The 26,929-nt window shown below is 36.6% G+C and carries 26 protein-coding genes and 1 pseudogene; 17 read left to right on the top strand and 10 right to left on the bottom strand.

Features of this window, described 5'->3' with window-relative positions:
- Positions 1 to 34: 34 nt before the first annotated feature.
- Positions 35 to 1,420 (bottom strand): DUF1800 domain-containing protein, encoded by a 1,386-nt coding sequence (locus tag PFY09_RS06440; RefSeq protein ID WP_271161852.1) that lies wholly within the window; start codon positions 1,418 to 1,420, stop codon positions 35 to 37.
- Between the two features lie 285 nt (positions 1,421 to 1,705).
- On the opposite strand from PFY09_RS06440, the gene PFY09_RS06435 reads away from it, so the two are divergent.
- From PFY09_RS06435 to yiaA, 8 genes are all read left to right on the top strand, one after another.
- Entirely contained in the window at positions 1,706 to 2,269 is a 564-nt protein-coding gene (locus PFY09_RS06435) for a hypothetical protein (RefSeq protein WP_076395474.1), read from the top strand.
- Positions 2,270 to 2,383: 114 nt separating this feature from the next.
- A complete protein-coding gene (locus tag PFY09_RS06430; RefSeq protein ID WP_271161851.1) occupies positions 2,384 to 3,433 on the top strand; it encodes a glucokinase in 1,050 nt (349 codons plus the stop codon).
- A gap of 151 nt (positions 3,434 to 3,584) precedes the next feature.
- Positions 3,585 to 4,151, top strand: a complete 567-nt coding sequence (locus tag PFY09_RS06425) for a YceI family protein (RefSeq protein ID WP_076395478.1) — start codon at positions 3,585 to 3,587, stop codon at positions 4,149 to 4,151.
- A 78-nt stretch (positions 4,152 to 4,229) separates the two neighbouring features.
- Positions 4,230 to 4,862 (top strand): YceI family protein, encoded by a 633-nt coding sequence (locus tag PFY09_RS06420; protein WP_076395480.1) that lies wholly within the window; start codon positions 4,230 to 4,232, stop codon positions 4,860 to 4,862.
- An 81-nt stretch (positions 4,863 to 4,943) separates the two neighbouring features.
- The gene (locus PFY09_RS06415) at positions 4,944 to 5,585 is read left to right on the top strand and encodes an alpha/beta hydrolase (RefSeq protein ID WP_076395482.1); all 642 of its coding nucleotides are present in this window, start codon (positions 4,944 to 4,946) and stop codon (positions 5,583 to 5,585) included.
- 107 nt (positions 5,586 to 5,692) lie between these two features.
- Positions 5,693 to 7,036: an ammonium transporter gene (locus PFY09_RS06410; RefSeq protein WP_271161850.1), complete on the top strand. Its 1,344-nt coding sequence runs from the start codon at positions 5,693 to 5,695 to the stop codon at positions 7,034 to 7,036.
- A gap of 231 nt (positions 7,037 to 7,267) precedes the next feature.
- Positions 7,268 to 8,686 (top strand): L-serine ammonia-lyase, encoded by a 1,419-nt coding sequence (locus tag PFY09_RS06405; protein WP_271161849.1) that lies wholly within the window; start codon positions 7,268 to 7,270, stop codon positions 8,684 to 8,686.
- Positions 8,687 to 8,792: 106 nt separating this feature from the next.
- The gene (gene yiaA, locus PFY09_RS06400) at positions 8,793 to 9,185 is read left to right on the top strand and encodes an inner membrane protein YiaA (RefSeq protein ID WP_076396732.1); all 393 of its coding nucleotides are present in this window, start codon (positions 8,793 to 8,795) and stop codon (positions 9,183 to 9,185) included.
- 153 nt (positions 9,186 to 9,338) lie between these two features.
- Here the strand turns inward: yiaA and purE are convergent, their stop codons facing one another.
- Positions 9,339 to 9,842 (bottom strand): 5-(carboxyamino)imidazole ribonucleotide mutase, encoded by a 504-nt coding sequence (gene purE / locus PFY09_RS06395; protein ID WP_108409700.1) that lies wholly within the window; start codon positions 9,840 to 9,842, stop codon positions 9,339 to 9,341.
- A gap of 146 nt (positions 9,843 to 9,988) precedes the next feature.
- On the opposite strand from purE, the gene PFY09_RS06390 reads away from it, so the two are divergent.
- The 5 genes from PFY09_RS06390 (at position 9,989) to PFY09_RS06370 (ending at position 14,726) form a co-directional block, all read left to right on the top strand.
- Positions 9,989 to 10,894 (top strand): DMT family transporter, encoded by a 906-nt coding sequence (locus PFY09_RS06390; RefSeq protein ID WP_271161848.1) that lies wholly within the window; start codon positions 9,989 to 9,991, stop codon positions 10,892 to 10,894.
- 91 nt (positions 10,895 to 10,985) lie between these two features.
- Positions 10,986 to 11,552: a hypothetical protein gene (locus PFY09_RS06385; protein ID WP_271161847.1), complete on the top strand. Its 567-nt coding sequence runs from the start codon at positions 10,986 to 10,988 to the stop codon at positions 11,550 to 11,552.
- Between the two features lie 7 nt (positions 11,553 to 11,559).
- Complete coding sequence (locus PFY09_RS06380) at positions 11,560 to 13,683, top strand: cation:proton antiporter (protein ID WP_271161846.1); 2,124 nt, start codon at positions 11,560 to 11,562, stop codon at positions 13,681 to 13,683.
- 62 nt (positions 13,684 to 13,745) lie between these two features.
- A complete protein-coding gene (locus tag PFY09_RS06375) occupies positions 13,746 to 14,183 on the top strand; it encodes a hypothetical protein (protein ID WP_116547830.1) in 438 nt (145 codons plus the stop codon).
- Positions 14,184 to 14,213: 30 nt separating this feature from the next.
- Positions 14,214 to 14,726 (top strand): hypothetical protein, encoded by a 513-nt coding sequence (locus tag PFY09_RS06370; protein ID WP_268054678.1) that lies wholly within the window; start codon positions 14,214 to 14,216, stop codon positions 14,724 to 14,726.
- Positions 14,727 to 14,782: 56 nt separating this feature from the next.
- Here PFY09_RS06370 and PFY09_RS06365 read toward each other — a convergent pair whose 3' ends face one another.
- Both PFY09_RS06365 and PFY09_RS06360 read right to left on the bottom strand, forming a co-directional pair.
- Complete coding sequence (locus tag PFY09_RS06365; protein ID WP_271161845.1) at positions 14,783 to 15,895, bottom strand: 5-(carboxyamino)imidazole ribonucleotide synthase; 1,113 nt, start codon at positions 15,893 to 15,895, stop codon at positions 14,783 to 14,785.
- 131 nt (positions 15,896 to 16,026) lie between these two features.
- Complete coding sequence (locus PFY09_RS06360) at positions 16,027 to 16,572, bottom strand: DUF1543 domain-containing protein (protein ID WP_271161844.1); 546 nt, start codon at positions 16,570 to 16,572, stop codon at positions 16,027 to 16,029.
- An 85-nt stretch (positions 16,573 to 16,657) separates the two neighbouring features.
- On the opposite strand from PFY09_RS06360, the gene PFY09_RS06355 reads away from it, so the two are divergent.
- Both PFY09_RS06355 and PFY09_RS06350 read left to right on the top strand, forming a co-directional pair.
- On the top strand, positions 16,658 to 17,488 hold the full coding sequence (locus PFY09_RS06355; protein ID WP_076396750.1) for a sulfite exporter TauE/SafE family protein: 831 nt from the start codon (positions 16,658 to 16,660) through the stop codon (positions 17,486 to 17,488).
- On the top strand, positions 17,488 to 17,871 hold the full coding sequence (locus PFY09_RS06350) for a DUF1634 domain-containing protein (protein WP_076396752.1): 384 nt from the start codon (positions 17,488 to 17,490) through the stop codon (positions 17,869 to 17,871). Before PFY09_RS06355 ends, PFY09_RS06350 begins: the two co-directional genes overlap by 1 nt.
- A 2-nt stretch (positions 17,872 to 17,873) precedes the next feature.
- Here PFY09_RS06350 and bla read toward each other — a convergent pair.
- The 3 genes and pseudogenes from bla to PFY09_RS06335 form a co-directional block, all read right to left on the bottom strand.
- Positions 17,874 to 18,738: pseudogene (gene bla, locus PFY09_RS06345) on the bottom strand (subclass B3 metallo-beta-lactamase).
- A 15-nt stretch (positions 18,739 to 18,753) separates the two neighbouring features.
- Complete coding sequence (gloA2, locus tag PFY09_RS06340) at positions 18,754 to 19,131, bottom strand: SMU1112c/YaeR family gloxylase I-like metalloprotein (RefSeq protein ID WP_271161842.1); 378 nt, start codon at positions 19,129 to 19,131, stop codon at positions 18,754 to 18,756.
- A complete protein-coding gene (locus PFY09_RS06335) occupies positions 19,131 to 19,574 on the bottom strand; it encodes a nuclear transport factor 2 family protein (protein WP_271161841.1) in 444 nt (147 codons plus the stop codon). The genes gloA2 and PFY09_RS06335 overlap by 1 nt, the downstream gene beginning before the upstream one ends.
- A 135-nt stretch (positions 19,575 to 19,709) precedes the next feature.
- Between PFY09_RS06335 and PFY09_RS06330 the strand changes: the two genes are divergently transcribed.
- Positions 19,710 to 20,795 carry an endonuclease/exonuclease/phosphatase family protein gene (locus PFY09_RS06330; protein WP_271161840.1) on the top strand — a complete coding sequence of 362 codons (1,086 nt, stop codon included), beginning with the start codon at positions 19,710 to 19,712 and terminating at the stop codon, positions 20,793 to 20,795.
- A 59-nt stretch (positions 20,796 to 20,854) separates the two neighbouring features.
- Here the strand turns inward: PFY09_RS06330 and ahcY are convergent, their stop codons facing one another.
- Positions 20,855 to 22,168, bottom strand: coding sequence for an adenosylhomocysteinase (gene ahcY / locus PFY09_RS06325; RefSeq protein WP_087711398.1), 1,314 nt, complete (start codon positions 22,166 to 22,168; stop codon positions 20,855 to 20,857).
- Between the two features lie 243 nt (positions 22,169 to 22,411).
- Here ahcY and PFY09_RS06320 point away from each other — a divergent pair, with 243 nt between their 5' ends.
- The gene (locus PFY09_RS06320) at positions 22,412 to 23,026 is read left to right on the top strand and encodes a 4'-phosphopantetheinyl transferase family protein (protein WP_256041229.1); all 615 of its coding nucleotides are present in this window, start codon (positions 22,412 to 22,414) and stop codon (positions 23,024 to 23,026) included.
- Here PFY09_RS06320 and PFY09_RS06315 read toward each other — a convergent pair.
- Together PFY09_RS06315 and porV are read right to left on the bottom strand one after the other, a co-directional pair.
- Entirely contained in the window at positions 23,007 to 25,289 is a 2,283-nt protein-coding gene (locus PFY09_RS06315; protein ID WP_271161839.1) for an FUSC family protein, read from the bottom strand. The two genes, PFY09_RS06320 and PFY09_RS06315, sit on opposite strands and share 20 nt — an antisense overlap.
- A 449-nt stretch (positions 25,290 to 25,738) precedes the next feature.
- The gene (porV, locus tag PFY09_RS06310; RefSeq protein ID WP_076394718.1) at positions 25,739 to 26,902 is read right to left on the bottom strand and encodes a type IX secretion system outer membrane channel protein PorV; all 1,164 of its coding nucleotides are present in this window, start codon (positions 26,900 to 26,902) and stop codon (positions 25,739 to 25,741) included.
- Between the last annotated feature and the right edge of the window lie 27 nt (positions 26,903 to 26,929).

Here is a 26,929-nt window from a genome sequence, read left to right as displayed (position 1 = left end):
GACTTTAACGTAAGCTAAAATCTGCTGCTGAAAACTACATTAACTGATATTCCGGTGTAGACATGAGATTAATGACATTCATTTTCACACTGTTGTCGGAGAAATTTTTCACCGAATTCATATCCAGAGATTTTGAACTCTGAATTAAATAATCTTCTACATTCTTTCCATTGAAAATCTTTTCCACACGCGACCAATCGATCGTAATATTGGGATTTTTAAAACTTTTCGTTAAAGAATTCGTGTTGTTTTTCAAGCCCATATCCAAATCATCATCTTCTTTCGGACGGTAATCTAACGGACGTAAACCGGACCAGATCTGAGGAATCTGAAGTCTTAACATTAAGGTCGAGCTGTCGATCCACGATTTTCCGTTTGGCCAGCCTGAAACATTGGGTGGGTACAAAAGCATCTGTCCCAATAATTTCTGATAAACGATGAGGTTTTCAGGATTCTGAATGGTCATGGGAAGTGACCGCATCATTCCTGCCATAAGTTCGATCGGAGACTTTATCCTGCTGCCGATATTTTTTTTATCATAAAACCATGAACTCGAAAAAATATCCATCATGAGTTTTTTGATGTCGTAACCGGTCTGGTAGAAACTTTCACTCAGGGATTTTACAATGTTTTCATCAACATTTTCATTCACGAAGAATTTATAGATTTTTGTGGTGATGAATTTTGCCGTTGCTTTTTGTTCAAGAATGATATTTAAAACATCTGTACCTGTAAAATTGCCTGTTTTTCCGAGGAAAGTTTTTGAGCCTTCATCGTGAAGATTTTTTCTTTCTTTAAAATTTCCTTCTTTATCCGATCCCCATCCTGTAAAAGCTCTCGCACCTTCCCGGATGTCTTTTTCTGTATAATTTCCGCGTCCCATTGTGAAAAGTTCCATCACTTCACGGGCAAAATTTTCGTTGGGATGATCTTTTTTGTTCTGCTGATTGTTCAGGAAATTCAGCATTGCAGGAGCCTGACTGACTTCAAATAATAGATCTTTAAAGTTTCCGAGTGCATTTTTTCGGATGACATTTAAAATCTGTCGGTTAAATTTCGGGTTCACCACTCTGGAAGCAAAATGTCCGTGCCAGAAAAATGCCATTTTCTCCCTCATCTGCTCTTTGCTGTTCACCATTTTATCAAGAAAATTCAGATTGAGCTCTTCGTTCTGCTGTCGGCTGATTCTCTGCATTTCTTTTTTCTTTTCAGCCGGAGTCTGATCATTCATCATGTAATCTCCGGTTTCTGCAATATCGGGCGTATCATAATTTACATAAAGAAATGTTTCTTCTTTAAATAAATCATTCATCAGGCTTTTAATGTCTTTTTTATGAAGATCTTCCAGCTGATTGATTCCCGGTCCGAATCCTGCGCGCCAGAGAAGGTGTTTATTGTTGAGTAACGATGGAGAAATCATATCAATTATTTACTTTTTGATCGGTGAGAAGGAGTAAGGTTAAAATTAATAACGGTTAAGTATTGTTAATATTGAGAGCTGTTTTTAAATATATTCCGATTAAATGTTTAACCTTTAGCTGAAAATTAAACGATTTTTTTTAAACGCTTATTTAATTTTTTAATCAAAATAATGAATTGAATTTCATGTTTTTACGTTTTTAAGCATTGTTAAAGTTGCTGTAAAGGCTTTGCTTGGCACGATTTTTACATCTTTCAGCTTAGTAAAATTTAAAAAATCAGAGTTATGAAAATGTTTAAACAAGCAATTTTATTTGCCGGAATTTTGACTGCAGGAGCATTGAGCGCACAAAGTGCACAGATGAATAATATGATAAAGGTAGGAGCAAATGTTGGTTTAGCAGTTCCTTCTGACAATACTTCTATGGCAGTAGGTGTGGATGTAGCCTATCAGAACCTTGTAACTCCGGGATTCGGATTGGGGATCGCAACAGGATATACACACTATTTCGGTAAAGATAATAACGGATATACGAATAATGATGTAGGGGTAGTTCCTGTTGCTGCTTTATTGAGAATTTATCCGAAACAGACAGGATTTTATTTTGGGACAGACTTAGGATACGGATTTTTGGTAGGTGATGATAAAGTGGCTTCTAATGTTGCTTTAGACAGACCGAACGGTGGTTTCTATCTAAAACCGGAGATCGGATATCACAATCAGGACTGGAATTTCTTTGTGCAGTACCAGAAGGTTTTTGTAGGAAGCAAGGGCGATTTGCCTAATCAGGACTACAATGTGGGTAACATTGGAGTAGGATTTTCTTACAACATTCCATTAGGGAAGTAGTTAGATTTAAATATAAGCAATTATTAACCAAACCTTTTCGAATTTTTGAGAAGGTTTTTTATTTCTAACGAAAATTTACAAAAGATATTATTATATTTGATAAAATTTGAGGTTATGATTTTGAATCCAAAATTTCCACTTTATTTACCAGGAGTAAAAAACGGTAGCAATGATAACGTTTCTATCATTGGCGCAAACCTTCGTGAAGATATTACAACTTTAGGATATTTCGTCTCCGGTAACGGAGGTCTTGAGATTGAAATCCAGAATAATTACCCTACGAAAGAATATGCTTCTTTTTCAGAAATTTTAAAGAAATTTATTCAGGACAACCAGCTGGAAAACGTGAAAAGGCTTGGAATAGCAGTTCCGGGACCTGTTTTGAACGGAAAAAGCAGTCCGGCAAGATTAGGCTGGAATCTCGATGTAGAAGAATACAAAAGAGATTTCGGATTCGAAAAAGTGGATATGCTGAATGACCTGGAAGCTTCGGCTTACGGAATGGGGCTTTTAGAAGATGCAGATCTTGATCCGATCTACACAAGCGGACACCTCGAAAACGGAAACGTGGCAATTCTTGCTCCGGGAAATGGTCTGGGTGAAGCCGGATATTTCTTCGACGGAAAATATCTGAGACCTTTTGCAACCGAAGGAGGACATTCAGAATTTTCTCCGAGAACAAACGTTGAGGTAGAATTTTATCAGTTCCTGAATAATATTTACGGAATTGTAAGCTGGGAAAATGTATTGTCTAAAGGAGGTTTATTCAATATTTACAGATTCCTGAGAGATGTTAAAAGACATCCGGAACCGGAATGGCTTGCCGATCGTTTCGCAAATGGCAACTTTGCAGAAGAACTGTACAAAGCTGCAATAGAAGAAGATGTGCTGATCTGTAAGATTGCACTGGACACTTTCCTTGAATTTTTAGCAAGAGAAGCCAACAACCTTACGCTGAAATTAAAAGCGACAGGCGGTTTATTTATCTCAGGAGATATTCCGCAGATTATTGCAGATTACATCAACAAGGATAAATTTTACGAAAAATTTAAAATCAGCGATAAGATGGAAGAAATGCTGAGAAATATTCCGATTTATCTGAACAGAAATCCGAATACGGCACTGAATGGTGCAGCACTTTACACCGCTTACTATCAAGAATAAAACAAGGCTCCGAAGAAATTCGGAGTTTTTTTATGGATGATATTACTCATGAAAAAAAATGTATTTATTGATGTACATCAATGAAATCTCTCAAAGCAGTTAGTTACATTTGCACCAATAAATAACAAACAAGAAAATAACTTTTATTCAAATGAAAAAAATATTTTTATTAGCAGTTTTAGCAAGCGGATTAGCATTCGGACAGGCAAAAAAAGTAGTAAGCTCTGATGTACAGTGGTGGGGTTATAAAATCGCAAAATCTGAGGCAAGCTCTCACAACGGAACGGTAAAAGTAAAATCCGGAGAAATGGTATTGAAAGGAAATCAGTTGGTTGGCGGTTCTTTCGTATTGGATATGACTTCTATCAACGCAACAGATCTTTCCGGAGAATATCAGCAGAAACTGAACGGTCACCTTAAAAACGGAGATTTCTTCGAAGTTGAAAAATATCCTACGGCAACTTTCAAAATCACCGGAGTAAAGAAAAACAACGATAAAGTGTATACTTCTTTAGTTACAGGAAACTTAACGGTAAAAGGAAAAACCAACGCTATTTCTTTCCCTGCAAAAATTACCTATGCAAACGGAACAGTAAGCTTAATGTCTAACAAATTCTCTATCGACAGACAGAAATTTGATGTGGCTTACAAATCTACGATGCAGGATGTTCTTGTGAAAGATGATATGGATTTGCTTGTAAAGGTAACAGCTAAATAATTTAATCAAAAAAAGATTGTTAAAAGTGTAGAAGTTCTACACTTTTTTTTATTTTTGTTGAATTGTAAATAAAAAAGAATGAAAAGATTACTATTGTTTGCTATGATGTGCGTAAGTATGTCATTTGTTTTCGCTCAGAAGAAAGGAGATAAAGTGGTAAAAGTAACATCGTCGGACATCAGATGGTGGGGATATAAAGTTGTAAAAACAGTTCCTACTACCCATTCCGGAACCATAAAGCTGAAAAGTGGAAAATTCACTTTTGATAAAACAGTTTTGGTGGACGGAGAATTCGTTATCGATATGAAGTCCTTAATGGCGGGTGATGTTTCAAGCCAGGATGAAGATATGGTAAAATTAACGAACGATCTTAAAAGTTCAAATTTCTTCGACGTTAAGAAATTTCCGTTGGCGAAATTCCATTTAACGAAAATTATTCCTCTGGCAAACAGCGAGTACAATTCTACCGTTTACGGAGATGTAACGATTAAAGGAGTAAGAAAAACCATCACTTTCCCTGCAAACGTTTATATTACTCAGTTTACCGTAGTAATCGAGTCTGCTAAATTCTCACTGAACAGAAGAGACTTCAAAGTATTCTACCAGTCTTCTCTGAAGGATTATTTCATCAAAAACGAAATGGATATCCAGTTCAGAATTTCCACAGCAGTTTTGGATAACGAAAACAGAACGCCTGTTAAAAAGAAATAAGGACACCTTTTAATAAATCAAAATGAGCGATTTCTTTGGAAACCGCTCATTTTTTTTGACTGATTTTTTTATTTTAGTGGTATGAAAATTTATGTAGTAAGCGGACTTGGTGCAGATTTTAAGGTTTTGGAGAAAATTGAATTTCCAAAGCATCACGAAGTGGTTTTTATCGAATGGCTGATTCCTCATCAAAATGAAGAGTTCTCAGATTATGTAAAAAGAATGGCGGAAAAGATTGATGATTCGGAGCCTTTTTATCTGGTGGGATATTCTTTCGGGGGAATTATGGTGCAGGAGATCAACAGGCTGAAACCTGCCAAAAAAGTGGTGATCCTCGGAAGTATTAAATCCGATAAAGAAAAATCCCGCCTCATCAAAGCCGGACAGATCACGAAAATTCCAAAAGTTCTGCCTGTTACTTTCTTCAACGAAAGAACCACCAATATGTATTCCGTCGTAAGAAAATTCTTTGATCCCCGAAATCCTAAAGTTTTGCAATATTTCAGGGTAAGAGATCCGTATTATTTAAAATGGTCGATTGAAAAGATTTCAGACTGGAAGTTCGAAGAAAATCCCGATGTGGTACAGATCTTGGCAGACCGCGATATTGTTTTTCCGATCAAAAACTCCAAACCCGATTATGTAATCAAAGGAGGGAGCCATTTATTTCCAATTACAAAATTTAAAGAAGTTGCATCTATTTTAAAGGGGGTGTTAGAATAGAATTTGTTTTAAAATTAAATTTCAATTAATTTTACAGGGGTTTGTTTTAAATTTTTATTGTTTTTAAAAATTTATCCTTACATTTGAAGGGGTAAAACACAAATTTTATGACAGTAGGTTTAAAATGGATCGTTTCTTTTGCGATAATTGCTTTGATTGCCGTTGGCGGACTATTCTGGAGTCCGATTTCAGATTTCCCGAATACCGGAGCATTTTTAAGCGAAGATAAAATTGTAGGGGCAGATGTTGCCTGGATTCTTGCGGCGGCAGGTCTTGTTTTATTAATGACTCCCGGCTTATCTTTCTTCTACGGAGGAATGGTAGGAAAGAAAAACGTAATTTCTACGATGCTTCAAAGTTTTATTGCTTTGGGAGTAATTTCCATTTTGTGGGTAGTGGTTGGTTTTTCCCTCTCATTCGGAGATTCTATTGGTTTTACCATCAATGGAGAACATTACGGAATCATCGGTAACCCTTTGAGCTATCCTTTTTTCAGTGGAGTAGGAGTATTGCCGCATAAAGCGATGGCTTCTACGATTCCTTTTATTCTTTTTGCGTTGTTTCAGATGAAATTTGCAGTCATTACTCCGGCATTAATTACGGGTTCTTTTGCAGAACGGGTACGTTTCATCTCTTACCTTTTATTCATGGTACTTTTCAGTCTGTTTATTTATACCCCGCTTTGTCACATGGTTTGGCATCCGGACGGATTACTGAATAAATATTTTGGTGTAAAAGATTTTGCAGGAGGCACTGTTGTACACATGAGTGCCGGTTTTGCGGCTTTAGCAGGCGCAATGGTGGTTGGAAACAGGAAAAAACCTCATCACGATCCTTCCAATATTTCTTATGTCATGTTGGGAACAGGAATGCTCTGGTTCGGGTGGTTTGGTTTTAATGCAGGTTCGGCTTTGGCAGCCAATGCAACAGCAGCAACGGCTTTCGGAACAACAACAATTGCTTCAGCTTCCGCGATGATGACATGGATCTTTTTCGACAGAATTAATAAAAGAAAAGTTTCTGCTTTAGGTGCCTGTATCGGAGCCGTTGTCGGTTTAGTCGCAATTACTCCCGCCTGTGGTTTTGTTTCCGTTGCAGAAAGTCTTTTTATAGGGTTTATTTCCGCTATTGTTTCTAATATAATGGTGAATTGGAAAGCTTTAAAGAAAATTGATGATACATTAGACGTTTTTGCCTGTCATGGAGTAGGAGGAATCATGGGAATGATCTTAACCGCAATTTTTGCACACGGCGAAAAAGCAAGTCTTCTTCATGGCGGTTTTGAAGTTTTTGCCCATCATATGGCTGCATTACTGTTGGTCTCTGTTTTTACGTTTTTCGGATCATTGCTTTTGTATAAAATTACCGACAGTATTATCACTTTAAGGGTTTCAGAAGAATCTGAAGATATGGGACTGGATATTTCGCAGCATGAGGAAAGTCTCTGCTGATAAAGAGAATGTTAAATAGTAAATGGTCAATTGTGAATTTATTTAAGCTTAAAAACAATTAACAATTGAATGCGAAGCAAATTCACCATTCGTCATTTACACAAAAAAAAGGTTATCTACAAGTGTTCATATAGTTTTAATTAGAAAGCCGGAGCTGAATTTTCAACTCCGGCTTTTGCATCTCGATTTATCGTGTATCTTTGCGTTTAGGAAAAATGAGTAATTTTCTATATGGAATCAATATCGGTTTTTGAGATTATAAAAGTAGGAATAGGTCCGTCCAGTTCACACACAATGGGACCTTGGAATGCAGCTTCTGCATTCATCAGGATTATTAAAAGAGAAAGAGCAATTGAAGATGTAAAAGAAGTTTTCCTTGAATTTTTCGGTTCACTGGCAAAAACGGGTATCGGTCACGGAACCGATATTGCCGGAATGCTGGGTCTGAATGGCGAAGATTTTAAAACAATCGATACCACAAAAATTGATGAAAAAATAGAAAAAATAAAATCTACCCAAATCCTTAATCTGGGTGGCGAAAAAGAAATTCCTTTCATTTACGGGCATCATTTGGTGCTTAATATGAAAAAATCTCTTGAGTATCATCCCAACGGAATGATTTTCAAAGCTGTTTTTGAAGACGGAACCGAACTTGTGCAGGATTTTTATTCTGTAGGCGGCGGTTTTATCATGAGTCAGGAAAAAAAATCAATTCAGAAACATTGTGTCCGCACCTTATATCCTTGTCATAAATCTTCAGATATTGTGAAATATTGTGAAAAATTAGGATTGAATCGCATTTCAGATTTAATTTTAATCAACGAAGAAAGCTGGAGAACACCGGAGGAAACCAAAGCGGAAGCACTTTACATTTGGCAGCAGATTAAAGAATGCATCTACAAAGGTGTCAATAAAGAAGGAACTCTTCCGGGCGGATTGAATGTTACGCGTCGTGCAGCCGGAATCAACAGGAAATTACTGGGAGATAAAATCTATAAAAATAAAGACGAATGGTTTCAGCAGGTTGTAGAAGCCGAAGAAAATTTCACCAATATCAATAAATGGATTTCCTGTTTTGCATTGGCTGTGAATGAAGAAAATGCAAGTTTCGGCAGAATTATTACCGCTCCTACGAACGGTGCAAGTGGTGTAATTCCGGCGGTTCTAATGTATGCACAGGCTTTTACGGAATTTACCAGCGAAGATGATATTGTGAGATTCCTTTTAGTAGCAGGAGAAATCGGAACTTTATTCAAAAAAAATGCAACCATTTCTGCTGCAATGGGCGGTTGTCAGGCAGAAGTAGGTGTTTCTTCCGCAATGGCGGCGGCAGGTCTTACCGAAATTTTAGGGGGAACTGTCGGTCAGGTTTTAATGGCAGCCGAAATTGCCATGGAGCATCATTTAGGCTTAACCTGTGATCCGATAAAAGGACTTGTACAGATTCCTTGTATCGAAAGGAATACAATGGGAGCGATAAAAGCCATCACGGCAGCAAATATTGCACTGGAAAGTGATCCAGCGAAAGCAAAAGTAACGTTAGATGAAGTAATCCAGACGATGTGGGAAACCGCTTTATCCATGAATGACCGTTTTAAGGAAACTTCCGAAGGCGGTTTGGCAATTGCGGTGAATGTTCCGGAGTGTTAATGGAAAAATATATGTTATTAGTTTAATTTAATTAAGGAACCTTTAAAGAATAGTTCACATTTAATTTAAATTAATATCTTTGAAACCTTTAACAAAAACATTAAACATGAAAAAGCAAAATGTATCAACTGCATTTGTCGCGGCATCCTGGGTCGCTTTAGGAGCTGGAATGATTGGTTTTATCGTAGGTTTAGCGAGAGCGGAAATGCAGCTTAATGAGAAAGGATATTATTTCACTATTCTTCTGTATGGATTATTTGCAGTGGTTTCTTTGCAGAAAGCAGTACGTGACAGGCTGGAAAACATCAAAGTAACTGACATCTATTATGGAATCTGTTGGTTTGCTACCCTTTCCTCCATCGTATTACTGGCAATCGGATTATGGAATGCGACAATTCTTCCAAGTGAAAAAGGGTTTTACGGATTTGCCTTTTTACTGGCACTTTTCGGAGCCATTGCGGTTCAGAAAAATACCAGAGACAATATGCTTCAGGAATAAAAAATGATTAGACTCTCCAAATTCGGAGAGTTTTTATTTTAATGGAACTCAAAAAAATTCCTGATGAAATAAATGACTAACTAAATTTCAGGAGTAGTGATAAAGATTCAGGCTCACGAATTTCGTGAGCCTGAGTCTTTATCCTGTATTAAATTATTTATCAAAATGATTCGGATGTTTATCTTTAATATCATCCACCGTTCCCAGAACTTTATCTTTTAAAGATTCCTGATATTTCTGAAGGCTTTCAGCAACGGTATCGTCTGAGCTTCCAATGATTTTTGCAGCTAAAATTCCCGCATTCAAAGCACCGTTCAAAGCAACTGTAGCTACAGGAATTCCGCCCGGCATCTGAAGAATTGATAATACAGAATCCCAACCATCAATAGAGTTGCTCGATAAAATCGGAACTCCGATCACAGGTAAAGTTGTGCAGCTTGCTACCATTCCCGGAAGATGGGCTGCTCCTCCCGCTCCGGCAACAATTACTTTCAAGCCTCTTTCTTTAGCTGTTTTTGCATAATCGAACATTCTTTCCGGTGTTCTATGTGCAGAAACTACCGTCAGTTCATAAGGTATGTCTAAAGATTTTAAAAAATTCGCTGCCTGTTCCATGATCGGTAAGTCGCTCTGACTTCCCATTATTATTCCTACCATTTTTTCAATTTATTAGATGCTCAAAGATAAAAAATTAAAAAACCTCATGCAAAAAGGCGTAAAAGTTGTTGGGCAAAAGGAATGAAGCTTCAGAAAGCTTTTGAATGAACTTTTAATTGAATATATTTGCCGCTAAGACCACCATTTTGAAAGATTTTAAGCTTACTCTTGCCATTCTCACCGTTGCTGTTGTCTGGGGAACCACATTTTTATCAATCCGTGTTGCTGTTGAAACCATTCCGGCTTGGTTTGTTGCGGGAATCCGTCAGTTTTTGGCAGCAGTTATCATGCTTTTCATTTTACTGTACAGAAAACAGTTTCAGTGGATTGGCTGGAAAAATTTGGGGTATCAGCTTATTTTTTCTTCATTGATGCTGATTATGGCAAACGGACTGACAACCGTTGCTGAAGAGACTTTAACCAGCAGTTTAACTTCATTAATCAGTGCCACTTCACCCATCGTTGTATTTTTAGGAAGTGTGGCAATTGGGTTACAGAAATTCACCGTTCGTGCAATGTTGGGGCTTTTCATGTGTTTTGGAGGGATTTTATTCATCTTCTGGGACGGTATTAACGATTTAGCCAATCCGGATTACAGATTTGGGATTCTCCTTTTACTCTTTGCCATTGCAGGATGGGCTTCAGGAACAATTTTCACTAAAAAAATGAATATTCAGAGTAAAAATATTTCGCTGAATCTTTTTTATCAGTTTGCTTTTGCAGGGATCATTCAGATTATCTTTGCTTTACTTTTCAGCGAAAATTATAACTTCGAAAACTGGTCTGTAAAAAGTATTTCGGCAATGCTGTATCTTTCGCTTTTTGGCTCTGTTGCAGCTTTTTTCGCCTATCATTATGCTTTAACAAAAGTTTCTCCGGTTCAGGTTTCTATTCTGGCATATATCAATACCATTATTTCCATTTTCTTAAGCTGGCTGATCCTTGATGAAGAAATTTCAGCTAAATTTATCATTGCAGCAATATTGATCATTTTGGGTGTTTTTGTTATTAATTACAACAGAGAAATGTTCAAAAAACAACGAATTGAATAAAAATTGATTAAAAAATCTGCCATTAAGATAAAAATCAAGACTTTTAACTTTCCGTTTTTTTTCCTATATTGTTTTCACCAAGTTATTCAATATGATAAAAAACGCCCTATTTGCAGTTTCTGCTATATTAATCCTTTTAACAAGCTGCGACAACAGAAAAAAGGAAAATGACCTTACTTTAAGAGAGCAGCAATTACTGGAAAAAGAAAAATCATTCGCCCAAAAAGAATCTGAATATCAGTCTCTTTTAAAAATGAGAGACAGTGTCTTTGCCAATAAAGATTCTGTGAAAATTGTAGTCTGGCCTGCTGAAATTGCCGGATCCTGGACGGGAAAAGTAATCTGTACAGAGTCCAACTGCAGCGATTACGTAGTCGGCGATCAGCGTACCGATACCTGGGAATTCGACAGCGATTCTATTCAGTTGGTTACTAAGATCATTAACAACAATAATCTGGTAAGGCTCTACTCGGGAAAATTTGAAAACAACGAGGCAAAGCTTATTTTTAAAACAGATTCTACTTCGAAAAAACAGGTCGAAATGAATGTGCTTCTCAATGATTTTTCAGCTAATAAAATTAGAGGTACAAGAACCATTGCAGTAGACAACAACTGTATGGCAAAATTCTCCGTAGAACTTATCCGTTCCACCAAATAAACACATAATGACTTTACTGAGCATACACAACCTGAGTCTTCCCATCGAAGACCCGGTACTTAAATTTCTTCTGGTTTTAATTATTATTCTTGCCGCACCATTGCTTTTAAATAAAATAAAAGTTCCTCATTTATTGGGGCTGATTATTGCAGGTGCCGTTATCGGTCCGAACGGATTTAATGTTTTAGCGAGAGACAGCAGCATTGTGGTAACAGGAACCACAGGATTGCTCTACATCATGTTTCTTGCCGGACTGGAAATAGATATGGGCGATTTCAAAAAAAATAAATGGAAAAGTCTCACCTTCGGAATTTATACCTTTACCGTGCCTTTTGTTTTAGGATATTTCGGAGCCTATTACATTCTGCATTTTTCTGTCCTTACGTCTGTTCTTTTTGCCAGTTTATTCTCGTCACACACCTTAATTGCCTATCCTTTGATAAGCAAGTTGGGAATTGCCAAAAACCCGGCAGTAAATATTACCGTGGGCGGAACGATGATTACAGATATTCTTGCGCTTTTGGTTCTTGCCGTAATTGTGGGAATGTCGCAGGGTGATGTCGGCACAGAATTCTGGGTGAAGCTTTCAGTCTCATTCGTTGTGTTCGGACTGATTGTTTTGCTGATTTTTCCCATGATCGGACGATGGTTTTTCAAAAAAGTAGATGATAAAATTTCGCAGTATATTTTTGTTTTGGTGATGATTTATCTCGCGGCTTTACTGGCAGAATTGGCAGGAGTTGAAGCCATTATCGGAGCTTTCTTCGCTGGATTGGCTTTAAACAGGCTGATTCCTCACACTTCATCACTGATGAACCGTGTAGAATTTGTCGGGAATGCAATTTTCATCCCTTTTTTCCTGATCAGTGTAGGAATGCTGATTGATTTTAAAGTCTTTTTTAAAAGCTGGGAAACACTGGAAGTAGCCGGAATTATGCTTGTAGCTTCGATTGGCGGAAAATATCTTTCGGCGGTAGCTACACAGAAAACATTCAGGCTTACCAAAGAAGAAGGAAAGCTGATTTTCGGGCTGAGTTCCGCTTCGGCAGCGGCAACGCTGGCTTCAGTAATGGTAGGTTACAATATTATCCTTTCGGAAACGGAAACGGGAGAACCGATCAGATTATTAAATGAACACGTTCTGAACGGAAGTATTCTGCTGATTCTGATTTCATGTACGATATCATCATTTGTTTCGATGGCAAGTGCACAGAAAATAGCGGAACAGGACAATGAAGATACGGTTTCCGGAAATACGCATGAAGAGGAAAATATTCTTTTAGCTTTAAATTATGAAGCCACCGTCGAAAGAATGGTGAATTTGGGAATTTTAATTAAAGCCCATTCTAACACAGAAAATATATTCGCACTAAATGTGATTAACGAAGATAAAAACGAATCTTCCGTAAAGAATGCCGAAAAACTGCTGCACAGCGCTACAGATACGGCTGCTGCTGCGGATGTGAAAATTCAGCCACTGAAAAGATACGATAACGATGTCATCAATGGAGTGAATAACGTTATTAAAGAGCAGAATATCACCGATATCATCATCGGACTGGAAGATGAAAAAGGTTTTTCCCCTTCTTTTGTGTACAATCTTTACAACGGCTATCTTCAGAACGACCACGTTAATGTTTTGGTGTATCACGCTGCACAGCCTTTGTCGACCATCAAAAAATATGCGGTGATGATTCCCGAAAATGCCCATAAAGAAGCAGGTTTCTTTCATGCGCTTTTAAGGGTTTGGAATATTGCCAGAAACTCCGGTGCGACGATTGTTTTTTATGCTTCGGAAACTATTTTAGACATTCTTCAGAAAATTATTAAAAAAGCTAATATTGAAGCTGAATTTATCATTATGAATTCATGGAAAGACGGCGAAAAAACCGCAGCGGAACTTAAAGAAGATGAAGCTTTAATTGTTTTTATGGCAAAAAGAGGCATGAAGTCCTACATTCCGCAGATGAGGCTGATTCCGGAACTTTTAAACAGAAACCTTCGCGACAATAATTATTTGCTGATCTTTCCTTTTTCAGAATTTGATGAAAATGATGTGGAAAAACGTTCCGTAGGAAATCATGATGATTTTATGGAAATCGGAAATGTGATTAAGAAGATTTTTAAGTAAGAATTGTATATTATATTCAAATAATATTTATATTTCACTTGTTAAAAACTATTACTAAAATCATGAATGAAACAGAAAGAATCAACGAAGATTTAAGGCAATATAAATTGTTTAAAATCCAGAGAGTAAATACGCATGAACAAAAATTCAAAGAGTTAAAGAATGATTTTGTAATAATTCAAAAAAATGAAATTTTGAATTATTTGATCGCTTTTCTTAATATGGCTGTTATAGTTCTATCACTATACAATCTCTTCAAGTTATTCACCGTAAGTAATTATTTTGATAGTAATTCGGAACTCGTTATTTTTAATATTTTTTCGATATTAATATTTTCTTTATTCTTAACGTATAAATTTTGGAATTTTAATCTTAAACTTAAAAAATATATCAAAACAGCAGAGAACGCACAAAGTTATTTTCAAAACGAAAGTGAAAATTTGAGAAGTAATTATGAAAATTATGTTGATCATTATTTAAATGATATCAAAAGAAAATAAAGACATTAATTTTAGAAATAGTTCAAGTAAATGAAATTTACCTATATAATCTGTTTTATACTATTCTTTGGAACATATGAATACAATTATGCCTGTGATTGTAATTATGAAGGAGGTTTTCTTAAAATGTCTTTAAATTCAAAATTAATCACTGTAGTTAAAGTAAAAAAGTTTATTACCTTCAAAGATATTTATGATGAGCAGGTTCCAATGTCTATGGAAGTTGAAGTTATTGAAGTTGTAAAAGGAAAAGAATCCAGAAAGACATTTATCATTTGGGGAGATAATGGAAATCTCTGTAGACCTTATCTTTCTTCATTTCAACAAGGTAAATACTACATCATGAGTCTTAATGCTGCGAGTGACGGAAGTAAGAATAACTATTTTCACATCAAAGAAAGACCAAAAGATTATTATATTTCAGCTTGCGGATGTTATTGGCTTACATTGAATAAAGATTCAAAAACAGTTTATGGAGATATTTCAAAAAATAAAAAAGAAATGAAGCTTCCAGAGTTAAAAACTAAAATTAAAATGAATTAAAAACTAAAAAAGACTGCCTTCTCAAGCAGTCTTTTTCAATGATGTTAATAGTAAAATTATTCAGAAATAACTCTTACCATTCCTTTCACCATCACCAGTTTTTCCATCAGTTCTTCTCTGGATTCTGCCAGAACATTGATGTGCCCCATTTTTCTTCCCGGTTTGGTTTCTGTTTTTCCATACAGGTGAACGTAGGTTTCAGGAAGTCTTAAAACATCTTCCATTCCTTCATAAACTACTTTTCCGGAAAAGCCTTCTGCGCCCACCAGATTCAGCATTCCGCTGTAGATAATGGCATCCGTATCTGCCAGAGGTAAATTCTTCACCACGCGGTACATCTGCTCAAACTGTGAATTGGCATTTCCTTCCTGACTCTGATGTCCTGAATTATGAAGTCTCGGAGCCGTTTCGTTTACCCAGACTTTTCCTTCTTTATCTAAAAACAGTTCGATGGCGAAAAGTCCCGGAGAATGAATTGCATTGAGGAATTTTTCTGTGATCGAATTGATTTGCTCCTCAATTTCTTCGGTTAAAAAAACCGGACAAATGTTGAAATCCAGAAGATTGAGCTTCGGATCGGCAACCATTTCCGTTACAGGGAAAGTTTTTGTTTCTCCGTTTTCATTTCTGGCAACAATTACGGAAAGTTCTTTATCAATATCCACTAATTTTTCGATCACAGAATCCTGTATCCAGAGATTTTTCATGTCTTCATTGGTACGGATTACCTGAACTCCTTTTCCGTCATATCCTCCTGTGTTCATTTTCTGTACAAAAGGCAGAGGCATTTTAATTTCGTCGGAACTTCCATCCATTACTTCGAATTCCGGACTTGGAATATCGTGTTGTGCATAAAATTGTTTCTGAAGAATTTTCTGTTGAATCGTTTTAATGATTTTAGAATTCGGAACGACTTTTATCCCCTGATTTTCAAGTTCGGCAAGAGCATCCGCATTTACGTGCTCGATTTCGATGGTTACCACATCTTTATCCTTACCGAAATTCAGAACGCTTTCATAATCGTTGAAATTTCCCTGAGTAAAGTAGGAAATATTATGACAGGGTGCATCTGAAGCAGGATCCAGCGTATAAAATTCATCGTCGTATTTCAATGCTTCCTGAATCAGCATTCTTCCGAGCTGTCCTCCTCCTAAAATTCCAATTTTCATTTTTTACTTTTATTTTCTGTTAGATTTAATATCGTTTAAAATTTAACGCTAAGCTCGCTAAGACTTTTTGAAAAATTCACTCATTATTTTTCGCTCGCAAAGGCGTTTCACTCAGCTATGAGCATTATGTTTTATTGAATTTTATCAATTTTCAGATATCCCAGTTCCACTACGTTTTCCTGATTTTCGGCATTTGATTTTATTAATGAAATGGAATATTTTTCTCTCATTTTTTCAGGAAGAATATCATTTACCTTGAAAATATCATCAATGTCTACGCCGTGTTTATCATCAATATGACTTTCCGCTCCTTTGAATCCCATCGTTTTATAAAATTCTGTGGCTTTTGCTCTTTTTGTAACTTCTGCCATCGAATTTCCAACCATTAAATGCTGTTCATGAAATTCTTCAAAAAAACCTCTTTTATATCCTCCGAGATTAATAAAGTACAGTTGTTCTTCCGATGTTTTCTCTCCTTTTTCTGTAATTTTCACTTCATAGCCATCAATAAAACGCACTTCCTGATAACAGTCGATGTGGATTTTGGCATCTTTCCAGAACTCTTTCATATCCGGAACCAGATCTTTCAGGCTTTCCGCAATTCCGAAGAAGACATCGTGCTGCTCTATATTTCGTCCTTTCGGAGTAGCTCCGAGGATGATATAAAATAATTTCATATAAAATTTTGTTTATGCAAAAATACGTCAAATTTATCTTTTTTAAACGTTTGGCAAACTAACGCAATAGTTTTATATTTGTAACATGTCAGAAATCATCATTCTCTTTCTTGGAGCCATTTCGGCAGGACTTCTGGGTTCTTTGACCGGATTGGGAGGAGGAGTTATCATTATTCCTTTATTAACGCTGGGTTTCGGCGTTCCTATGCATTACGCCATCGGTGCTTCTCTTATCTCTGTTATCGGAACTTCTTCCGGTGCGGCGGTAGCTTTTGTAAAAGAAGGCTTTACCAATATGAGAGTCGGGATGTTTTTAGAAATAGCCACTACTTCGGGCGCCATCGTCGGAGCTTTGGTTTCCGGAATGCTAAATCCGAATACGATCGGAATTATTTTCGCGAGTATTCTTCTTTTAACGGTTATTTTAAATTTAAAAGGAAAACCGGATCATCAGGAACCTATTATTAAAGGAAGTCTGGAAGAAAAATTAAAATTGTTCGGAACTTTTCCTGATAAAGGGGTGGTGAAAAGCTACTCTGCAAGAAATACAGTTCCCGGATTTCTGATGATGATGTTTGCAGGAGCCATGTCCGGATTATTGGGAATCGGTTCCGGTGCGCTGAAAGTTCTGGCAATGGATAATATGATGAAACTGCCTTTTAAAGTTTCTACGACGACGAGTAATTTTATGATCGGGGTAACAGCGGTTGCGAGTGCGCTGATCTATTTTCAGAGAGGTGAAATTATTCCGGTTATTGCAGCTCCGGTTCTTATTGGGGTTGTGGTAGGAAGTTTTATCGGATCTAAAACACTTATGGTTTCCAAAACCAAAAAATTAAAGACATTCTTTGCCATTGTCATTACGATTCTTTCGGTTTACATGATGTACAACGGTATCAATAAAAGCTTCAGATAATGAGAAAGAATTTCACGGATGTAGATCTGAACCGTTCGGTAGGAAATTTGCTGAGACTGGGAGTTATCCTTTCTGTTGCAACATCATTAATCGGCTTTATCAAACTTTTCACGGAAGGATTTAAAATGCCTAAAAAATATACTTCTCTGGATATGGGAGAATCTTCGGAAAAAGTGTGGGGACACTTCTGGAATTCGCTTTGCAAAGGAGAAGGAATGGCGATTATCCAGTTGGGAATTCTTCTTTTGGTGTTCACTCCGTTAATGAGAATTATTTTCGCATTGATTGGTTATCTAAAAGAAAAAGACTACATCTACGTAGTCATTTCTTCCATCGTTCTTGCGATTATGGCAATCAGTTTTTTTACGGGATATGCGCATTAAACTTACTCAGATTTCTTCTTCAGAAAATCTTTTTCTAAAGAATCGAGTTCGTCCTGATATTCTTTTTTGTTCATAAAAACAGCCGGATTGTACTTATCTTTTGGCTTATGCTTTTTGTGTAAATCAAACTGACTTGCATGGGAAGCAACCCAAATATCGAAATCCAGATTTTTCATGGCATTTAAAGTATATTCATAATCTTTTTCGATAGAAGGATACGCGGTAACTTCAGAAAACTTTTTGTCAATGATAATAGTCGGCATATTCGCAATTAAAACTTTATAGCTTTTTTTACTGTCCCTTGTTTCAAAGAGAAAGCTGCATGATCCTTTCGTATGACCGGGATGATGAAGCATTGTTAATTTCGAATCTCCAAGCGTTACTACATTTTTATCTTTTAAAATATAATCAGGTTTTACAGGTTTAAAAGTAACACCGTATTTTCCCAGTTCATAATCTGATTCCCCACCGCTTTTCAGGACATCGGCATCGGCTTCATCCACATATAATTTTGCCCCGGTTTCTTTTTTGATGTCTGCCATTGCGCCCAAATGATCGTAATGCGCCTGTGTAAGCAACAATATTTTGGTATCCTGGTATTTAAAACCAAGCTTTTTAATATTATTTTTAATGATCGGAAGCGAATCGGCAAGTCCTGTATTGATTAAAATATTTCCTTTATTCGTAACGATAAGATATGAAGCAAGGTCGTACGTTCCTACATAATACAGATTTCCGGCAATCCTGAACGGTTCGTAAGATTGTGACCATTCTTTAGGATGATCTTTCGGTTCATTGACTTTCTGAGCATTGATATTGGTTAAAGCAAATGCTGCAATAATCACAACAAGTTTTTTCATCATTAATTTAAATTTTTAAAGATTACATTTCATAAAATTCCAGCGGAAGCTGATCCGGATCCTGTGTGAAGAAAAATTCTTTTTCGGTGTATTCGTCTATCCTTATTTCTTCGCACTCCAAACCTTTATGAATTAATTCTTCTCTCTTTTCCTTTACATTTTCAACCGAAAAAGCGAGATGTCTTAAACCGCAGGACTCCGGTCGGGAAGGTCGTTGCGGAGGATTTGGAAACGAAAACAGCTCAATGACATAATGATCTCCGATGGCAAGATCGAGCTTGTAAGACTGTCTTTCTTCACGGTAAACTTCACGAATGATATTTAAATCTAAAATCTCTGTGTAAAATTTTTTAGAAACTTCGTAGTCTGAACAAATGATGGCAATATGATGAATTTTCATTACTTAATTTCTTTACAATTATCGTTTCTTCTGGTATCAATTACATACTGAATCTTCCATTCCGTCCCTTTTTTAATGAGCTGGAAACTGTTGGCTCCGCAATGAGAGAATTTTCTTTTGTAGTAAAATGAATACGGAGTAAAAACACTGGCAAGATTTCCGTCTGTATGGATGGCTTCAATAGTAATTTTTTCTTCGAGATCGCCTTTTGCCATTTGAGAAACAGAGTTTACAAAAGCTTCAATATCTTCGGTTTTTACGCCGTCTTTTGTAATGGTCTGAAGAATTGCGGTATCTGCAAAAACAGATTTCATCATTTCCGTATCGGAATTTTTCATTCCGGCAAATAAATTGCGGATTGGTTTTTCAATATCAGAATTCTGATTTTGCTGACCGAAGCAAAGACCTCCCAACAGTAAAGCAAATGATAATATTTTATACATAAGATTGTTTTTATCTGAATGATTAAAATAACGAAAATTTACAGTTAGTTTCAAATGAATTAACAAAGTTTAAACAGCAATCCGTTTGAAAATTTATAAAATTACACTAAATTTATCTGTTTATTTGAAAAATATATGTGGACATTTTACCTGAGTCTGACCGTTTTATTATTAATCTTAACCATACTGCCTAAAATTCAGCATTCGCACTGGGTTTTCCGTGTGCCTGAATTTGGTAAAATACAGATCACATTTTTTACTGTTTTCACCTTTGTTTTAGGGTTTTTTGTAAAAGATTCAGCATACTTTTGGTATTTTCAGGGACTTTTAATCTTAATGTTCATTCATCACAGTATCATTCTTATAAAATATACTCCGCTTTATCCGGTTAAGAAGTTTTCTCAGAAGTACAAATCTTCAGATAAAGTACATTTTATTTCTGCCAATGTTTATCAGTTTAATACAGAATATGACCGTTTTATTCAGCTTATCGAAAAATGTAAGCCGCAAATGTTCCTCACGATGGAAAGCAACGGAGACTGGGAAAAAGCACTGCGAAAACTGGAAAAAGAGTATCCTTTTCAGCATAAAGTAACTCTGGAAAATACATATGGAATGCATTTTTATTCCAAATTAAAAATCGAAAGTTCCCAAACGCATTATTTCGTGGCAGATGATATTCCAAGTATTGAAGCGCATCTGAAAACCGAGGATGGATTTTCTTTCGTATTCTTCGGAGTTCATCCCCCTCCGCCAAGCCCAACGGAAGAAGAAACGTCAAAAGAGCGAGACGGAGATCTTCTGAGTGCTGCCAAAAGAATTACCGAAATAAAAAAACCGGTGATTGTTGTAGGAGATTTCAACAATGTAGCGTGGTCGAAATCGTCCATTCTTTTCAGGAAAACAAGCCACCTTATCGATCCGAGAATCGGGCGTTCTTTTGTTTCCACCTTTCATGCTAAATACCGTTTGCTGAGATTCCCGATTGATCTGATGTTTCACAGTGAAGAAATTTTTATTGAAGACCTGAAAACGCTTGAAAATTTCGGTTCGGATCATTTACCGGTTTTCTGTGAATTTTTCATTGATTATGAGCAGGAAGAAGAACAGGAAGAACGAATCGATTATGCCACAGCAGAAGAAAAAGCCGAAGCGGAGGAAATGATCGAGGAAGGAAAAGAAGAAGATGGAGAGCGTGATGCAGTGGTGACGGAGGGATGACAAAATAAAAAAACTCTCCTTTTTGGGAGAGTTTCAATATATAAAAGCAAATATGCTTATTAGTATCTGTAATATTCAGGTTTGAATGGTCCTTTCACATCCACCCCAATATATTCAGCCTGCTCAGGAGAAAGAGTTTCTAGTTCAACGCTTAATTTCTTAAGGTGAAGAGCCGCTACTTTTTCATCCAGATGTTTAGGCAACATATATACTTCGTTTCCATAAGCTTCAGAATTGTTCCAAAGTTCAATCTGAGCCAAAGTCTGGTTAGAGAAAGAGTTAGACATTACAAAACTTGGGTGTCCTGTAGCACATCCTAAGTTTACTAATCTACCTTCCGCAAGAATAATCACTTCTTTACCTTCTACAGTATAGATATCAACCTGAGGTTTTACTTCAGATTTTGTGTGACCGTAGTTGTCGTTTAACCAAGCCATATCGATTTCGTTATCGAAGTGTCCGATGTTACAAACGATCGCTTTATCTTTCATTTTAAGGAAATGTTCACCTCTTACGATGTTGAAGTTACCTGTTGTTGTGATGATGATATCTGCGTTATCCACTACAGTATCCAATCTTTTTACTTCGTAACCGTCCATTGCAGCCTGAAGCGCACAAATTGGATCGATTTCAGTAACCGTAACGATAGAACCAGCTCCTCTGAAAGAAGCAGCAGTACCTTTACCTACATCTCCGTATCCGCAAACTACCACTCTTTTTCCTGCCAACATAATGTCTGTAGCTCTTCTTACAGCGTCTACTGCAGATTCTTTACATCCGTACTTGTTGTCGAATTTAGATTTCGTTACAGAATCGTTTACGTTGATGGCAGGCATTACCAAAGTTCCGTTCTTCATTCTTTCGTACAATCTGTGAACACCTGTTGTTGTTTCTTCAGAAAGACCTTTAATTCCTGCAGTAAGTTCAGGGAACTTATCAAAAACCATGTTGGTTAAATCTCCACCATCATCCAAGATCATGTTCAATGGTTTTCTGTCTTCACCAAAGAAAATAGTCTGCTCTATACACCAGTCAAATTCCTCAGCGTTCATTCCTTTCCACGCATAAACCGGAATTCCTGCAGCAGCAATTGCAGCAGCAGCGTGATCCTGTGTAGAGAAAATATTACAAGAAGACCATGTAACTTCAGCACCTAAAGCTACCAATGTCTCGATAAGTACAGCAGTCTGGATGGTCATGTGAAGACATCCTGCGATTCTTGCACCTTTTAACGGTTGAGACGGTCCGTATTCTTCACGAATTGCCATCAAACCAGGCATTTCCGCTTCAGCAAGGGTAATTTCTTTTCTTCCCCATTCTGCAAGGGAGATGTCCTTAACTTTATAAGGCATGTATTGTGTTGTAGTACTCATATGAATGAATAAGTTTTAATTCAATTGATAATGTGCAAAATTACAATTAATAATTTAGATAAAAAAACATACTTCTGTCAAGAATTATATGATATTAAGCATATTATAACGATTTTTATTGCATTTTAGATAACAACATTTAAGATAATAGATAATATAAATCTGAATTTAATAATTTTGAATACTCCTGAATTCAAAATACGATTCATAAGAAATTGTTATTTTAGCAAAATAATTCAATACATGCCACTTTACCGCGATTTTTCTGATGATAATGCTACAATTCTCGTATGGAAATATGATGAAGATGAAACACTGGATATTCATGAACTTCTGGAACCCGAAAATGCCGATAAAGTAAAAGATTATCATCCCAAAAAATTACTGGAGGTTTTAATGGTGCGTAAATTATTAAAAAGCCTAAAACCTGATTCCAAGATTTTATATAAAGAAAGAGAACCATTTTTATCTCCGAAAGATGCGGAAATATCCATTACGCATTCATTTCCTTTTGCAGCCATCGCTATTTCAAAGAATAGAATCGGAATAGATATTGAGAAATTTAATCCTAAAATTTTAAGGGTCATTGATAAATTCACCTACGAAAATGAACGCGGGTTTATTCCATCAGACAATGAAGTTACTTTTTACACGATTATCTGGAGCGTTAAAGAAAGTATGTACAAAATTCATCATTCCAAACACTGGTCGCTGAAAAAGCATTATGAAGTGAAGCCTTTTGAACTGAAATACCTTCATCACATCAAATGTAGGGTTCATGATGATAAAATCTCAGATGAATTCAAAGCAAGGGTAGAATTTTTTGATGATTACTGCTTTACGATTGTTGAAGAATAGAATTGGTCTTTTCAACAGAATCTGTTTCATTCCGGTATTTTTCAATCACTTTTCGCTGTTCTTTGGCAACGTCGAAGATCAGTTCCAGAACATCGTGAATATTTTTTAGCTCCGTTAAATGAGAAATTTTGTTCGGATCTCTCAAATCATAGGCTTCGTTTTCAGTAAGCTCGGTTTTTCGCTTTAAAATTAAATCTTCCAAAGAGGAATCTTCTGGTTCTATGCGGCTTTCCTTTTTTAATTCTTCCGTTATGGTATCTCCATGTAAAAGAATTGAAACCTTCTGCATTTCGGCTTCTATTTTTCTGCTCCAGCTTTCGGCGTCAATTTCAGGATACTTTTCATCATCCTTTACATATTGCGAAAGGGAAGCGGTATAGGCAGTGATAAGGTGTGAAGTCGCTACAAACTGATGCACTACTTCCAGTTTTTTCTGCTGATTTTTAGGATCGGAAATCATTCTCTGAAAATTGTCAGAAAGATTTGCCAACGAAATAATAGCGTTTTTACGTTTTACTTTATAATCTTCAAGATCATATTTTTCTTCCAGAAACTTGGAAATTACACTTTGGAAATAACTGAGATTGGCTTCCGCAGATTTCTTCATCAGATCCAGATTTTGGGTATGCTCCCAAACCGGAAGAACGATGTAGGCAACCAGAGAAGTAATTATGGCTGCAATAATGGTATCTACAATTCTGTCTTTAAAAATGATGTTGACTTTCCCGGGACTTAAAAAATTAAAGCTCAGAAAGATGTAAATCGTCATAAACAGAACTGCCCAGAAATATTTTCCCTTCAGAAAGCTGAAACACATAATCATGCTTAATAAAAGAATGGTAAATAAAACTTCGTTAATGTGGATGAAATGCAGAATTCCATAGGCAATTACAGCTCCGGCAACAGTTCCGTACAAACGGAGCAGATTTCTCTGTTTGGTAATGGAGTAGGCGGGTTTTAAGATCGCAACAATGGTGATTAAAATCCAATAGGTGTGTCCGATTCCTAAAAACTGGAATAATGAAAATAGGTATCCCAATAATAAAGCAATCGTAATTCTCAAAGCATGTCTGAAATGAGATGACGAAAGTGAAATATTGTTTCTTAAAACTCTGAAATTCAGTTTTTCCTCATTGGGCATGAATTTTTTAAGATCCAGACCTGTTGACAGACTTTTTGCAAGCTTTACATTCTGGGAGAAAACTTTATAAATCTCATCAATTTCTTTGGTGATTTCGTTAATGCGCATCAGAATCTGGCGCAGCACCATGAAGTTTTCGAAATTTTCGGGAGATATTTTTTTGTTTCTGAGATCGAAATAATTATGATTTAAATTACTCAGCTCCGTATCGAGATCGAACATTGGTTTTGCTTTTGTCCCGATTTGCAGGGCGATTCCGATGTTGGTAATTTCTTCGGCAAGCAGATTAAGATAATCATGAATATCCACAAGAATAGTGGTGTCGTCAAAAATCTGCTGCAGTTTCTGATAATCACTTTCTGAAGTCATCAGTTTTTCGTGAAGATCCATTGAGTTCAGGAACATCAGCATCAATAAACGGCTTGTTGTGGTAGATTCGTTTACGATGGTTCTCGTCTTGAACACCGTTTCCCGGGTTTCTTCCTGAAGGTTTTTTATTCCGATCTGTTTGGCAATAACCTGTGTGGTCAATTTATCAAAATCCGGATTTTTCTGATAATAATTGGCTTTGATTTTTAAAAATTCGGCTAATTGAAGATAATTTTCTCCAATCATCTGACTTGCCAGTTTGTAAGGCTGAATCGTTGTTACCACTAGAAATATCAGCAGAAACCACGTACATCCTGAAGCAAAAATCAGTAAACTTTTGAAAATATTGGTTCCGGTTAAATGTCCGTCGATGAAAATCGCAAGAACAACCAATGATAAAGAACCAACGGCAGCTAATCTCTGTCCGTAAACTCCGATCAGGGAAAAGAACATTCCAAAAATTATAATTTCTGCGAAAACCAGAATTTTAAAGTTCATCACAAGGCTTGCAATCGTCGCAACGAATACAAAGCAGAATATGGCAAAAGTTAATGCATTTCTTCTTCTGATGAAAGGTCCCGGCTGATCTGTTAAAGCAACAAAGCTCGTTCCGAGCGGAAATAGGAAATATTCTTTCAGAATCCCGAAGTGGGCGAGAACGAGACAGGGCAGAACAGTAGCCAGTGTAATTCTGATCGCAGAATATACATATTGACTGGTTACGAATTTTTTGAGTTCTGCAGAGTAGTTCATGCTACAAAAATAAGAGTTAAATGTGAATTGTGCGTTTTACTTTATGCGGTAATTATTAAATTTTTGAAAAATCTCAAGATGTGAATTGTCAATTTTACTTCGTCAGTTAAATGTGAATTTTTCATAGATAGGAGCTTTGTGATTCCCCTCCTTTGGAGGGGTGGCAAAAATTCGTAAGAATTTTTGACGGGGTGGTCTTTATATATCCAATATGTATTATAGCATAGGCTTGTCATTATTCCGAAATATTGAAATCATATACAAAAACCTAGCCGTGATGTAGCGGTTACCCCACAGCAGAAATGGGAAAGGGGAGGGATTGAGATTGGCGGGCGCAGGAGCGAGGAGTAAGAGCGGAAAGCACGAAAAAGCTCCTGAAAAAGAAGTAGAGTTCTAAAAACAAAAAAGTCCCATAAATTATGAGACTTTTGTATGGTATGTTTCAGATTTTAATTATCTACGTTTGAGGTTTCATCACCGATGTTCCATGTAAGTCCGAAACGAAGGGTGTTATCCAAAGCGGTATTAATTTTAGACATATTGATCAGGTAAGAAACGTCCAGACCGAAAGAACGGTATTTTAATCCGATACCCGCAGTTGCAAACTGTCTTGCTCCCTGTTCTTCACTTTCGTGGAAATATCCTGTTCTTACAGAGAATGCATTGTCATAAGAATATTCTAATGCACCACTATACATGATGGAATTTTTGTTTTTGAAAGATTTTCCGATTCCTGCCATTACTCCTACGTTTGGAACCTGATAGATCGGCTGTCTCGTATTCGGATCTATTCCTGCATATTCCGAACCCGGAACTAAGATTTTTGATCCTTCCACGCTGATTCCCACTCTGTTCATATCATCAAGATACATATCGTAACCAAGTCCCAGTCTTGCCATAGTAGGAAGATAAGATCTTGAATCTTCGTTTCCTGTATAATCCAGCTTCGGACCTAAGTTCTGAACAGCAAAACCTGCATTGATTTTTCCATCCATTCCTCCTAAACTCGAGAATCTTGGAGATGTATAGTATCCTGAAACATCTACCGCAAAAGAGTTTGCCGGTTTAAGCGTTGTATCTGTGTTGAATCCTCCGGCTAAGTCTGAACGGATGTATCTTCCGGTAACCGCCATTGAATATGAATCGGATAGTTTAAGACCATAAGCTACGTCGATGGAAAATTCGTTTGGTTTTGAGGTTCCCATTGAAGTTACTTCGTTTCCTACTAACTGAGTAAGGTCTACTTCTCCCATATTGAAGTAATAAATACTTGCAGAGATGGTAGATCTTTCTTCCTGCCCTAAGAATTTGTGGAAGGCTCCGTATAATAAAAACACATCATTGGTAAGTTTTCCCATGTAAGGCGTGTAGTTTAGCCCGACGGAAGAACTCGATCTGCTGAAAGGATATTTCGCTGCATTCCAGAATTGTGAAAAAGCATCCGGAGAGGTTACCACACCCTGATCTCCCATACCTCCAGCTCTTGCATCTGGTGCGATTCTTAAGAAAGGAGCTCCGGTTAATACAGGTCTTACTAGACTTAAATCTTGAGAATAGCCTAAAAAACCAGCACTTAACCCAATTCCTAAAAGCAGTTTAGTAGTTAAATTCATATGTTGTCTTTTATATATTATCAGTTT

It is taken from the genome of Chryseobacterium gambrini (assembly GCF_027920505.1).
In the GTDB taxonomy this organism is placed as follows: Bacteria; Bacteroidota; Bacteroidia; order Flavobacteriales; family Weeksellaceae; genus Chryseobacterium; species Chryseobacterium gambrini.
This window is presented reverse-complemented; position numbering and strand designations above follow the sequence as displayed.

Bases quoted from the DNA above. Each gene is read 5' to 3' on its own strand.
- PFY09_RS06375 (WP_116547830.1), top strand. From the start codon at position 13,746: ATGAATGAAACAGAAAGAATCAACGAAGATTTAAGGCAATATAAATTG.
- purE (WP_108409700.1), bottom strand. From the start codon at position 9,842: ATGGTAGGAATAATAATGGGAAGTCAGAGCGACTTACCGATCATGGAA.
- PFY09_RS06415 (WP_076395482.1), top strand. From the start codon at position 4,944: ATGAAAATTTATGTAGTAAGCGGACTTGGTGCAGATTTTAAGGTTTTG.
- PFY09_RS06430 (WP_271161851.1), top strand. From the start codon at position 2,384: ATGATTTTGAATCCAAAATTTCCACTTTATTTACCAGGAGTAAAAAAC.
- gloA2 (WP_271161842.1), bottom strand. From the start codon at position 19,131: ATGAAAATTCATCATATTGCCATCATTTGTTCAGACTACGAAGTTTCT.
- ahcY (WP_087711398.1), bottom strand. From the start codon at position 22,168: ATGAGTACTACAACACAATACATGCCTTATAAAGTTAAGGACATCTCC.
- PFY09_RS06380 (WP_271161846.1), top strand. From the start codon at position 11,560: ATGACTTTACTGAGCATACACAACCTGAGTCTTCCCATCGAAGACCCG.
- PFY09_RS06335 (WP_271161841.1), bottom strand. From the start codon at position 19,574: ATGTATAAAATATTATCATTTGCTTTACTGTTGGGAGGTCTTTGCTTC.
- PFY09_RS06435 (WP_076395474.1), top strand. From the start codon at position 1,706: ATGAAAATGTTTAAACAAGCAATTTTATTTGCCGGAATTTTGACTGCA.
- PFY09_RS06385 (WP_271161847.1), top strand. From the start codon at position 10,986: ATGATAAAAAACGCCCTATTTGCAGTTTCTGCTATATTAATCCTTTTA.
- PFY09_RS06355 (WP_076396750.1), top strand. From the start codon at position 16,658: ATGTCAGAAATCATCATTCTCTTTCTTGGAGCCATTTCGGCAGGACTT.
- PFY09_RS06420 (WP_076395480.1), top strand. From the start codon at position 4,230: ATGAAAAGATTACTATTGTTTGCTATGATGTGCGTAAGTATGTCATTT.
- PFY09_RS06425 (WP_076395478.1), top strand. From the start codon at position 3,585: ATGAAAAAAATATTTTTATTAGCAGTTTTAGCAAGCGGATTAGCATTC.
- PFY09_RS06315 (WP_271161839.1), bottom strand. From the start codon at position 25,289: ATGAACTACTCTGCAGAACTCAAAAAATTCGTAACCAGTCAATATGTA.
- PFY09_RS06330 (WP_271161840.1), top strand. From the start codon at position 19,710: ATGTGGACATTTTACCTGAGTCTGACCGTTTTATTATTAATCTTAACC.
- PFY09_RS06320 (WP_256041229.1), top strand. From the start codon at position 22,412: ATGCCACTTTACCGCGATTTTTCTGATGATAATGCTACAATTCTCGTA.
- PFY09_RS06350 (WP_076396752.1), top strand. From the start codon at position 17,488: ATGAGAAAGAATTTCACGGATGTAGATCTGAACCGTTCGGTAGGAAAT.
- PFY09_RS06365 (WP_271161845.1), bottom strand. From the start codon at position 15,895: ATGAAAATTGGAATTTTAGGAGGAGGACAGCTCGGAAGAATGCTGATT.
- PFY09_RS06405 (WP_271161849.1), top strand. From the start codon at position 7,268: ATGGAATCAATATCGGTTTTTGAGATTATAAAAGTAGGAATAGGTCCG.
- PFY09_RS06370 (WP_268054678.1), top strand. From the start codon at position 14,214: ATGAAATTTACCTATATAATCTGTTTTATACTATTCTTTGGAACATAT.
- PFY09_RS06440 (WP_271161852.1), bottom strand. From the start codon at position 1,420: ATGATTTCTCCATCGTTACTCAACAATAAACACCTTCTCTGGCGCGCA.
- PFY09_RS06360 (WP_271161844.1), bottom strand. From the start codon at position 16,572: ATGAAATTATTTTATATCATCCTCGGAGCTACTCCGAAAGGACGAAAT.
- yiaA (WP_076396732.1), top strand. From the start codon at position 8,793: ATGAAAAAGCAAAATGTATCAACTGCATTTGTCGCGGCATCCTGGGTC.
- PFY09_RS06410 (WP_271161850.1), top strand. From the start codon at position 5,693: ATGACAGTAGGTTTAAAATGGATCGTTTCTTTTGCGATAATTGCTTTG.
- porV (WP_076394718.1), bottom strand. From the start codon at position 26,902: ATGAATTTAACTACTAAACTGCTTTTAGGAATTGGGTTAAGTGCTGGT.